The following is an 11,150-nucleotide window of genomic DNA, read 5'->3' as shown; positions in this document are numbered from 1 at the left end:
ACTCACTCACCCGCCACACATCCTCAGAGGGGGCTGAGGCTCGGCCGGCGGCTGGGCCGGATGAGGCCGGGGTGCGTACCGCGCTGCTCGGGGTGGTGGCCGACCGCACCGGCTACCCCGCCGAAATGATCGACACCGGCATGGACCTCGAAGCCGACCTCGGCGTCGACTCCATCAAACGAGTCCAAATCCTCGGCGCCCTCCAGGAGCACTTCCCCACCCTCCCCAGCGCCGGCCCCGAAACCCTCGCCGAAATGCGCACCCTCAACCACATCACCGACTACGTCCTCACCTCGCTCGCCGCCGGCGCACCCCCAGCCGCATCGACGCCACCGAACGGCACGCTCAACGGCAGCCCCGCCGCAGCCCCCGGGGTCGACCCGGACACCGTCCGCACCGCGCTGCTCGGCGTCGTCGCCGACCGCACCGGCTACCCCGCCGAAATGATCGACACCGGCATGGACCTCGAAGCCGACCTCGGCGTCGACTCCATCAAACGAGTCCAAATCCTCGGCGCCCTCCAGGAGCACTTCCCCACCCTCCCCAGCGCCGGCCCCGAAACCCTCGCCGAAATGCGCACCCTCAACCACATCACCGACTACGTCCTCACCTCCCTGGGTCCGGTGAACCCGGCCCCGGACGGCGCCCCGAACGGCACCTCCCCAAAAGGAGATCAGCCGAAAGGAGGTGAGCCGACCGGAACGGCCGGCCTGAACGGTCATCACGCCGCCGGCCACGGCGATGACGCCGTACTGCCCCACCGGCCGGTCGAGCTGGTGCCGGCGGCGCCGGTCGACATCCTGGACGCCACCCCGTTCGGCGCCGACCCGGTCGCCGTGCTCATCGACGCGACCGGCCACGACGCGCCGGCGCCTGAGCTGACGGCACTCGCCGACGGGCTGACCGCCCGCGGGTTCGCCGTCCGCACCGTGCGGCTGCCCGGCCACGGCGGGACGGCCGGCGACGGCGCCGACCAGGCCGACCCGCTCGACGGGTGGGACGCGGCCGAGGTCGAGCAGGCCCTGGCCGGCGCGCTCGGTGGCGACGGTGCCGTCGACCTGTGCGCCCTGCTGATCGCCGCGGACGGCGGCGACGGCGCCTGGGCGGCGGGGATCCGGCGGCTCGCCGACACCGTCCTGGTCGCCAAGCACGCCGCCGGGCCGCTGTCGCGAGCCGCGGCGCGCGGCGGGCGGGCGGCGTTCTGCGCCGTCACCCGGCTGGACGGCGGCCTGGGACTGCGCGGCGACGCGCCGGCGGTGGAGCGCCTCGTCGGCGGTGCGGCAGGGGTGGTCAAGACGCTGCTGCGCGAGGAGCCGGCGCTGTTCTGCCGCGCGTTGGACCTCCACCCCGCCCACGTCCCGGCCGCGGTCGCGGAGCTGGTTCTCACCGAGCTGTGGGACGCGGCGACCGACCTGGCCGAGGTAGGCCTGGACGCGACGGGAGCGCGCTGGACCGTCCGGCCCGGGCCCTTCGGCGACCGGGCCGCACAGGACCACCGGGCCGCACAGGCCGAGGACCGGGAGGCCGGCACCGGCGCCGCCCTCCCGGTCCTCGGCCCCGACGACATCATCGTCGTGACCGGCGGGGCACGCGGGGTCACCGCGGACTGCGTGCGTGCCCTCGCGGCGCGGACCCGGCCCCGGTTCGTCCTGCTCGGCCGCACGGCGGCCGACAGCGACCCCGAGTGGGCGACCGGCGTCGCCGACGGCGGCCTGCTCGCCGCCGCCGCGGCGGCCCTGGCCGCGCAGGCCGGTCCTGGCGGGCCGCGCCCGACGCCCCGCCAGGCCGAGGCGGCCCGCCGCGACGTCCTGGCCCGCAGGGAGATCCGGGACACCCTGGCCGCGCTCACCGCGGCCGGCTCCGACGGCGAGTACCTGGCCGTGGACATCGCCGACCGGGACGCGGTGCGCGCCGCGCTGGAGCCCTACCGGGGCCGCGCCGCCGCCCTGGTGCACGGCGCGGGCGCGCTGGCCGACAGCGCGCTGACCGCCAAGACGCCCGACGCGGTCCGCCGCGTGCTCACGCCCAAGCTGACCGGGCTGCGCAACGTCCTCGACGCGCTCGGCGACGGGCCGGGCTCGCCCCTGCGCCACCTGGTGCTGTTCGCCTCGGTGGCCGGGCTGATGGGCAACCCCGGCCAGGCCGACTACGCCGCGGCGAACGAGGCGCTGGGCCGCCTCGCCGCGGGTTGGAAGCACGCCGACCGCGGCCGGCACGTCACCGCGATCGACTGGGGCGCCTGGGACGGCGGCATGGTCGACGCCGACCTGCGGGAGCTCTTCCGCTCCCGCGGCGTCGCCCTGATCGACCGGACGGCGGGCGCCGAGGCGTTCGCCGAGCAGTTCGAGCCGGCCCGGGTGGACGACGTGTGCGTCCTGGTCGGCTCCGCCGAGGCGCTGACCGGCGGGTCCGACGTCCGCCCCGCCCCGGCGCTGGTCGCCCGCCGCGAGCTGCGCGAGATCGCCGAGCACCCGGTCATCCGGGACCACCAGGTAGGCGGCTTCCCCGTCCTGCCGGCGACGTTCGGGCTCGGCTGGCTGGTCAACGTGGTCGAGCGGGCCCACCCGGGGCTGACGGTGGTCGAGGTCCGCGGATTCGACGTCCACAAGGGAGTCGTGTTCGACGGGACGGGCGAGCTGGCGTTCCAGGCGCACACCGCGGCGGCCGAGCGCGAGGGCGCCGGCACGGGCGGACGGGTCGTCGTGAAGGCGAGCGTGCGCAGCCCCGGCGCGTTGCCGGCCGGGCTGTCGCGCTACGCCGCCACGCTGGTGCTCGCCGCCGCCCCGCCGGCTCCCGCCGAGGTCGAGGACTGGCCCCGACTCGAAGCCGAGTGGACGGCGCCCGGCCCCGAGGACGGCCTGGAGATCTACACCGGCGCGACGCTGTTCCACGGCCCACTGCTGCAGGGCATCCGACGGATCGTGGCGCGCGGCGACGACCGGCTGGTCGTCGAATGCCGCCTGGACGGCGCGGAGGTGGGCCGGGGCGCGTTCGCCGGCGCCCTGCACGACCCGGTGCTGGCCGACCTGCTGCTGCACGGCCCGTCCGTGCTCGGCCGGTGGCTGACCGGCCAGGCATGCCTGCCGCTGGCCGTCGGCCGGATCGACTACCGCGCGCCGCTGCCCGCCGGCGAGCCGTTCGCCGTGGTGATCGACGGCGCGGCGGTGCGTGACACCGGGGTCACCAGCCGGGTGACCGCGGTTGGGCGCGACGGGCGGATCCTCGTCCGCCTGCACGACGTGGCGATGGTCGGGACGCCCGACATGGCCGCGAAGTTCGCCGAGGGCACCGCGAGCTGGCACAAGAAGGAGGTGTCCGCATGACAGTCGAGATGACCGGACCGGCACTCGCGACACCGTTCGTCGCGGAGGACGACGAGCTGTCGTTCGACGGGGAGCCCTTCGACAGCCTGCGACTGACCGCCACGGGACCGACAGCCGCGCCGCCGCCCACGCCAGCACCACCCACGCCAGCACCCCCCACGCCAGCGCCGCCCACGGCTCCGCAACCCGCCGCGGCGGCGGCCGGCCCCGCACCGCGGATCGCGGATGTCGTCCGCGAGGTGCGCGCGGTCGTGGTGGCCGCCCACGAGTCGGCACTGAACGCGCAGCTCGCGCTCACCCGGCTCACTCTCGCGGGTCCCGGCCGGCCGTTGGCAGCCGGCTCGCAGGCGCTCGTCCTTCCGCCGGCCGCCGCGGCCGCGGGCGTTCCCGCTGTGGCGGCCGGGCCGGTTGCTCCGGACGTCGCGCCGACGGATCCGGTCGCGACGGAGGCGGCGTTCAAGCCGCTCGCCCGCTCCGGGCGCCGGGAGCTCACCGACGCCGACCTGGCCGCGCTGAGCCGCGGCGAGGTGGCCGGCGTCTTCGGCCCGGCCTACGACCAGGAGGGCGTCAACCCGGACGTTCGGCTCACCGACCCCGGCGAGGCGGCCCTGCTCACCTGGGTGGCGGACCTGCGGCTGCGCGGCGGGAGCCGCACCGCGGGCTCGCTGCACGCCGGGCTGCGTGCGCTGCCCGGCACGGCCGCGCCCGGCTCGTTCGCCGGAGCGGCCGGGTCCGGTTCGCTGGCCGACGCGCTCCAGGCGGCGGCCGCGCAGGCCGCCAAGGTGTTCGCCCTCTACGCCGGCCTGCACCTGTGCCTGGCGGACGCCCGGTTCGTCGCCGGCCCGCCGGCCGAGGACGCCGACGGCGGCCCGCGCACCGGCGCGCGGCCGCCCGCCCCGACGGTGGCCCTCACCGCCGACGGCGGGGGCTGGGACGGCACCGGCGGCGAGCTCGTCCTCGACGTCACCGCCATCGACCTGATCCCGCGGCCCTGGCTCGCCGTGCGCGCGCTGGTCCACGCGGGCGGCCGGCTGGTCGCCGAGGTCCGCGACGTCGCGGTCACCGTGCGGGAGCGGCCGGGCGCGCCGGTCGGCGCCGACCACGGCGGGGCCGTCACCGCGTTCCTGGGCCGGCGCACCGCGGCCGGCGAGCGGGCGCTGCTCAGCGAGTTCCACATGGCCCACTGCGCACGCGGCGACCAGGGCGTCGGCCTCGGGCCCGAGTTCGCCGCCTACCGGGGGCGACGTGCGACCCGGCTGCCCGGCGGCGGCCTGCGCCTCGTCGACCGGGTGATGGCGATGGACTCGCGGCGCGGTGACCTGCGCGGCGGGGCGACGCACGTCACCGAGTACGACGCGGCGGCCGACTGCTGGTACTTCACCGAGACGGCGAACGCGTCCATGCCGAACTGCGTCTACATGGAGACCAGCCTGCAGGCCGCGCTGATGCTGGGCTACTACCTCGGCGCCACGCTGGCCGAGCCGGCGGAGGACTACAGCCTGCGCAACCTCGGCGGCAGCGCGACCGTGCTGCGGGAGGTCGACCTGCGCGACGCCACGATCCGCCAGCACTCGACGCTGCTGTCGACCAACCCGATGCCCGGCACGGCCCTGCAGGACTTCTCCTACTCCCTCGCCGTCGACGGCGAGCCGTTCTACACCGGCGAGTCGATGTTCGGCTACTTCAACGCCCCGGCGCTGGCCCGCCAGACCGGCCTGGACGGCGGCCGCCTCGAGCCGACCTGGCTGGACGCGCTCGACGAACGGGAGCGCCCACCGATCCGGATGATCGACGTGGCCGCCCGCCGCGCCGACCCGGCCGCGCCGCTGTGCGCCCGCGGCCACCTGGCGCTGCTCGACGACGTCGAGGTGGTGGACGGCGGCGGCCGGTTCGGGCAGGGCTACCTGCGCGCCGTGCGGCCGATCGACCCGGCGGACTGGTTCTTCGCCCGGCACTTCTACCTCGACCCGGTCATCCCCGGCTCGCTCGGGGTGGAGGCGGTCATCCAGGCCATGCAGGAGTGGGTCATCGACGCCGGGCACCTCGCCGGCCTCACCCGGCCCGGGTTCGTGCTGCCCGTGGGCGTGCCCCTGCAGTGGAAGTACCGCGGCCAGCTCCTGCCCACCGACGGGACGTTCACCCTGGAGGTGCACATCAAGGACGTCAGCCACCGGCCCGGACGGGTCCGCGTCACCGCCGACGCGAGTCTGTGGAAGCCGACGATGCGCATCTACGAGCTGATCGACGTGGCCGTGGAGCTGCGTGACGAGGGCGCGCCGTCATGGTGACCCCGGTCGCGCCCGCCCCCCGCCCCGCGGCGGCCCGGCCGGCCACGGCCCACCCCGGCGCGGCCGGGGCACTCGCCCGGCGGCCGGCCGACATCCACCGGGTGCTCGCCGATCTGGAGCGGCCCTGCTACGTCGTGCAGGACGCGGCTGGGCTCGGCGTCACCGGCGACGAGCGGGTCGCCGCGGCGGCCGGGCGGGTCCTGGCCGCGGTCGGCCCGCTGCCGCCGGAGCGCCTCGGCGCCCCGGCGTTCCGCCGCGACCACCAGGTCGCCCAGGCGTACATGGCCGGGTCGATGGCTAACGGCATCGCGTCGGCCGACCTGGTCGTCGCGCTGGCCCGGGCGGGCTTCCTGGCCTCGTTCGGCGCGGCCGGCGTCGTCGCCGCCCGGGTCGACGACGCGCTGGCCGACATCCGCCGGCGGGCACCGGGCCTGGCGTTCGGCTGCAACCTGATCCACAGCCCGACCGAGGCGGCGATGGAGCGCGACGTCGTCGACGCCTGCCTGCGCCACCAGGTGCGCTGCGTCGAGGCGTCGGCGTTCCTGGACCTCACCCCGCAGGTGGTGCGCTACCGGATCGCCGGGCTGCGCCGCGGCCCCGACGGCCGGGTCGTCGCCGACAACCGGGTCGTCGCCAAGGTGTCGCGCACCGAGGTCGCCGAGTTGTTCCTGCGGCCCGCGCCGGCCGCGCTGGTCCGTCCGCTGGTGGAGCAGGGGCTGGTCAGCGCCGAGCAGGCGGAGCTGGCGGCGACGGTGGCGATGGCCGACGACATCACCGGCGAGGCCGACTCCGGCGGGCACACCGACCGCCGGCCGCTGCCCGTCCTGCTGCCCGAGCTGCTCGCGCTGCGCGACAGCCTGCGCCGCGACTCCGGGGCGCGCACGGTGCGGATCGGGGCGGCCGGCGGGCTCGGCACCCCGCGCGCCGTCGCCGCCGCGTTCACGCTCGGCGCCGACTACGTGGTCACCGGCTCGGTGAACCAGGCCTCCGTCGAGGCGGCGCAGTCGCCGGCCACCAAGACGCTGCTGGCGCAGGCCGGGGTCACCGACTGCGTCCAGGCGCCGTCGGCGGACATGTTCGAGATCGGCGCGGACGTCCAGGTGCTCGGCCGGGGCACCATGTTCGCGTCGAAGGCCCGCCGGCTCTACGACCTGTACCGCCGTTTCGACGGGCTCGACGAGATCCCCGCCGACGAGCGCGCCGGCCTGGAACAGCGGATCTTCCGCCGGTCCCTCGACGAGGTCTGGGCGGACACCGTCACCTTCTTCAGCACCCGCGACCCCGAGCAGATCGAACGCGCCCGAGAGAGCCCGAAGCGGCGGATGGCGCTGGTCTTCCGCTGGTATCTCGGCCTGTCGTCGGGCTGGAGCATCACCGGCGTCCCGGACCGGGTCGCCGACTACCAGATCTGGTGCGGCCCGGCGATGGGCGCCTTCAACACCTGGGTGCGCGCCAGCGCGCTCGAGCCGCTGGCGAACCGGCACGCCGCCGTGATCGCCGCCGAGCTGATGCGCGGCGCCGCGTTCACCAGCCGGGCCGCCGCGCTGGCCCAGGCCGGCGTCCGGCTGCCGGCGCTCGCCACGACCTACGTGCCGCGGCCGCACCTGCCGCGACCAGATTCCGATCCGGGAGAGCAGGCACCATGACAGCATCGGCAACCCGGCAACGGCCCGAGGCGGATCTCGGGACGGCGGAATGGCTCGTCTGTGACGGCTGCCGCCGGATGATCTACGGCCGGCGGTTCGCCCGCGGCGGGCACGTCTGCCCCGAATGCGGCTGGCACGCCCGGCTGACCGCGACGCAGCGGATCGCACTGCTGCTCGACGAGGACTCCGTCGAGGTGGTCGACACCCCGGTCACCGCGGCCGACCCGCTGCAGTTCGTCGACACCCGCCCGTACGCCGACCGGCTGCGCTCGGCGCGGGCGTCCACCGGGCTGCCCGAGGGGGTCGTGGTGGCCCGTGGACGGATCGAGGGTGCCCCGGTCGTCACCGCGGTGATGGACTTCCGCTTCCTCGGTGGCAGCCTCGGCGCCGCCGTCGGCGAGGCGATCACCGGCGCCTGTGAGATCGCGCTGCGCGAGCGCACCCCGCTGCTGCTGGTGACCGCCTCCGGCGGCGCGCGGATGCAGGAGGGCGCGCTGTCGCTGATGCAGATGGCGAAGACGGCCCAGGCGATCGGCCAACTCGACGAGGCCGGCATCCTCACCGTCTCCCTCATCACCGACCCGACGTTCGGCGGGGTCGCGGCCTCGTTCGCGACGCTGACCGACGTCATCGTCGCCGAGCCCGGGGCACGGCTCGGTTTCGCCGGGGCGCGGGTGATCGAGCAGACCATCCGGCAGACGCTGCCACCCGGCTTCCAGACCGCGGAGTTCCTGCTGGCGCACGGCGTCGTCGACCTGATCAGCCCGCGGGCGCAGCTGCGCCCGACGCTGGCCCGTCTGTTCGGCGTCGCCACCCGCCGCCCCGGCACCGCGCCGGTCACGCCCGGCGACGGGCACAGCGCTGGCGACGGGCGCGGTGCCGGCGACAGCCGCGGCGCAAGCCACGGCGGTGACGGTGTGGTGCGGGATCCGGCGCGGCTGGCGGACCGCCATCCGTGGGAGGCCGTGCGGCTCGCCCGCAGGCTGGGCCGGCCCAGCACGCTGGACTACATCGGCGCGCTGGTCGAGGACTGGACCGAGCTGCACGGCGACCGGGCCGCCACCGACTGCCCGGCGATGGTCGCCGGGCTCGGCCGCCTCGACGGGACGCCCGTCGTCGTCATCGGCACGCAGAAGGGCCACACCGCCACCGAGCTCGCCGCCCGCTCCTACGGCATGCCCTCGCCCGGCGGCTACCGCAAGGCCGCGCGGGTGATGCGGCTGGCCGCCAAGCTGGGCCTGCCGGTGATCACCCTCATCGACACCGCCGGCGCGCACCCCGGCATCGAGGCAGAGCAGAACGGGCAGGCCGTCGCCATCGCCGAGAACCTGCGGGTGATGGCCGGGCTGCCCGTGCCCGTCGTCGCCGTCGTGACCGGCGAGGGCGGCAGCGGCGGGGCGCTGGCCCTGGCCGTCGCCAACCGGGTGCTGATGTGCGCGAACGCGATCTACTCGGTGATCAGCCCCGAGGGCTGCGCCGCCATCCTGTGGAAGGACCCGGCGGCCGGGCCGGACGCGGCCGCGGCGCTGCGGGTCGACGCCCGCGCGCTGCTGGCCGCCGGGATCGTCGACGGGGTCGTCCCCGAGCCCGACGGCGGCGCGGACGTCGACCCTCTGGCCGCCGCCGACGCGCTGCGGGCCGCTCTCACCGGCGCGCTCGCCGAGCTGACGCCGCTGGACCCGCCGACGCTGGTGACGGCCCGACGGGCCCGGTTCCGCCGTTTCGGTACCCCGGCCCCGGCTCCCGTCGTCCCGGCGGCACGTCCACCACTCGGCGCGGGACGGACCCATGCCGATCTCGACGATGCGAGGCGCGCGTCATGACCACGTCCACGGCCAACGGCCGGTCCACGACGACGGCGAACGGGCACGGTGACATCGGCACGGTGCTGGCGGTGCTGCGCCAGGAGGCGCTGGAGGTCGGCGCGCGCGGCGCGCGGCCGGTCAGCCGGGTGCGGGTGACCGTCGGCGACGTCTCCCTGGAGGTCGACTGGGCCGGGCCGGGCGGGGCCACCGGCTCCGACGGTCCCGGTCAACACAGCACGCCCTCGCAGGCCAACGGCTCCGGCGGTCTCGGCTCAGTCAGCGCCGCGCCCAGCGACACCAACGGTTCCGCCGCGTCGGGCGCTGACGCCGGTGTTGGTGCCGCGGCACCGGCCGGTCCGGCGGACGACGACGCACTCGCGTTCGTCATCCCGGCACACACCGTCGGCGTCTTCTACCACGCGCCCGAGCCGGGCGCGGACCCGTTCGTCCGCCCCGGGGACACCGTCGTCGCCGGCCAGCAGGTCGGGATCATCGAGGCGATGAAGCTGATGATCCCGGTCGAGGCGGAGCGCGGTGGGCGGGTCCGGGAGATCCTGGTCGCCGACACCACCCCGGTGGAGTACGGCGAACCGCTGCTCACCCTCGACGTCGCCACGTCCACCGGCGGGACCTCGTGATCAAGAAGGTCCTGATCGCGAACCGCGGGGAGATCGCGCTGCGGGTCGCGCGCACCTGCCGCGAGCTGGGCATCGCCACCGTGGCCGCCCACTCGTCGGCGGACCGGGACTCCGCCGTCGTCTCCTTCGCCGACGAGTCCGTCCAGATCGGCCCGGGGCCGTCCCGGGACAGCTACCTCAACATCCCGGCGGTCGTCGAGGCCGCCCGTATCCGCGGCGCCGACGCCGTCCACCCCGGGTACGGGTTCCTCTCCGAGAATCCCGACTTCGCCGAGATCTGCGCGGCCGAGGGCCTGACGTTCATCGGCCCGCCGGCCGAGGTGATGGCCCGCCTCGGTGACAAGGCCGTCGCCCGTCGGATCATGTCCGAGGCCGGGCTGCCCCTGCTGCCCGGCAGCCGGGACACCCCCGACCACCCCGAACAGGCCGCGCAGGTGGCGGCCGAGATCGGCTACCCGGTCATCATCAAGGCGGCGGCCGGCGGCGGCGGGCGCGGGATGAGCGTCGTGCACGATCCGGACGGCTTCGAGCGCGCCTACCGGCACACCCGCTCCACCGCCCAGGCGGTGTTCGGGGACGGCCGCCTGTACGTCGAGCGTTACCTGGCCTCGGCGCGGCACGTCGAGGTCCAGGTGCTCGCCGATGCGCACGGCGCGGCCGTCCACCTGGGCGCCCGGGACTGCTCGCTGCAGCGCCGGCACCAGAAGCTGGTCGAGGAGACTCCGGCGCCGGCCCTGCCGGCCGAGATCGTCGAGCCGCTGTGTGCGGCCGCCGTCCGCGGCACCCTGGCCAGCGGGTATGTCGGCGCGGGCACCTTCGAGTTCCTCGTGGACGGCGCGGGCCGGTTCTACTTCATGGAGGTCAACTGCCGGCTGCAGGTGGAGCACCCGGTCACCGAGATGGTCACCGGGCTCGACCTGGTCGCCGAGCAGATCCGGATCGCCGCGGGCGAGCCGCTGGGCTACGGCCAGGACGACGTCGACCCGCGCGGGGTGTCGATCGAGTGCCGGATCAACGCCGAGGACCCGCGTCGCGACTTCGCCCCCGCGCCGGGTTCGCTCACCGAGTTCACCGTCCCGGCCGGCCCGTTCGTCCGCGTCGACACGCACGCCGCCCCCGGGTACCGCATCCCGGCCTACTACGACTCGTTGGTGGCGAAGGTGGTCGTCTGGGCCCCTGACCGCCCGCGGGCCCTGGCCCGGATGCGCCGTGCGCTCGACGAGCTGCACGCTGACGGTCCCGGTGTCGTCACCACCACGGGCTTCCTGCGCGAGCTGCTCGACCACCCCCGCTTCGTCGCCGCCGAACACGACACCGTCCTGATCGAGTCCCTGACCCGCTGACCAGAGAACCGACACCGGCGCAGGGGCCCTCACCCTTCTCGCCGTTTGATGTCGCGCTCGCTGTTTCGGGAGTTGCGACCCGGTGCTTCGCCCCTGAAACGGCGAGC

6 protein-coding genes are annotated in these 11,150 nt (G+C 76.0%); all 6 read left to right on the top strand.

The genetic code is table 11. The features are described 5' to 3' along the window. Positions 1–71 precede the first annotated feature (71 nt). The 6 genes from E0504_RS45825 to E0504_RS45800 are packed head-to-tail and all read left to right on the top strand — an operon-like array spanning position 72 to position 11,043. Positions 72–3,323: an SDR family NAD(P)-dependent oxidoreductase gene (locus tag E0504_RS45825; RefSeq protein WP_243657938.1), complete on the top strand. Its 3,252-nt coding sequence runs from the start codon at positions 72–74 to the stop codon at positions 3,321–3,323. Beyond that, positions 3,320–5,611: a beta-ketoacyl synthase gene (locus E0504_RS45820; RefSeq protein ID WP_131627618.1), complete on the top strand. Its 2,292-nt coding sequence runs from the start codon at positions 3,320–3,322 to the stop codon at positions 5,609–5,611. Before E0504_RS45825 ends, E0504_RS45820 begins: the two co-directional genes overlap by 4 nt. Continuing rightward, positions 5,605–7,257: a PfaD family polyunsaturated fatty acid/polyketide biosynthesis protein gene (locus E0504_RS45815; RefSeq protein ID WP_131627616.1), complete on the top strand. Its 1,653-nt coding sequence runs from the start codon at positions 5,605–5,607 to the stop codon at positions 7,255–7,257. The genes E0504_RS45820 and E0504_RS45815 overlap by 7 nt, the downstream gene beginning before the upstream one ends. Continuing rightward, the gene (gene accD / locus E0504_RS45810; protein WP_112106138.1) at positions 7,254–9,080 is read left to right on the top strand and encodes an acetyl-CoA carboxylase, carboxyltransferase subunit beta; all 1,827 of its coding nucleotides are present in this window, start codon (positions 7,254–7,256) and stop codon (positions 9,078–9,080) included. Before E0504_RS45815 ends, accD begins: the two co-directional genes overlap by 4 nt. Beyond that, positions 9,077–9,700, top strand: a complete 624-nt coding sequence (locus E0504_RS45805) for a biotin/lipoyl-containing protein (RefSeq protein WP_112106137.1) — start codon at positions 9,077–9,079, stop codon at positions 9,698–9,700. Before accD ends, E0504_RS45805 begins: the two co-directional genes overlap by 4 nt. Beyond that, a complete protein-coding gene (locus tag E0504_RS45800) occupies positions 9,697–11,043 on the top strand; it encodes an acetyl/propionyl/methylcrotonyl-CoA carboxylase subunit alpha (RefSeq protein WP_131627614.1) in 1,347 nt (448 codons plus the stop codon). Before E0504_RS45805 ends, E0504_RS45800 begins: the two co-directional genes overlap by 4 nt. The last annotated feature ends 107 nt before the right edge of the window (positions 11,044–11,150 follow it).

The sequence above is a fragment of the Parafrankia sp. BMG5.11 genome (assembly GCF_004337455.1).
The sequence above is the reverse complement of the archived record's forward strand: the minus strand, read 5'-3'. Positions and strand labels throughout refer to the sequence as shown.

Bases quoted from the DNA above. Each gene is read 5' to 3' on its own strand.
- accD (WP_112106138.1), top strand. From the start codon at position 7,254: ATGACAGCATCGGCAACCCGGCAACGGCCCGAGGCGGATCTCGGGACG.
- E0504_RS45820 (WP_131627618.1), top strand. From the start codon at position 3,320: ATGACAGTCGAGATGACCGGACCGGCACTCGCGACACCGTTCGTCGCG.
- E0504_RS45805 (WP_112106137.1), top strand. From the start codon at position 9,077: ATGACCACGTCCACGGCCAACGGCCGGTCCACGACGACGGCGAACGGG.
- E0504_RS45815 (WP_131627616.1), top strand. From the start codon at position 5,605: ATGGTGACCCCGGTCGCGCCCGCCCCCCGCCCCGCGGCGGCCCGGCCG.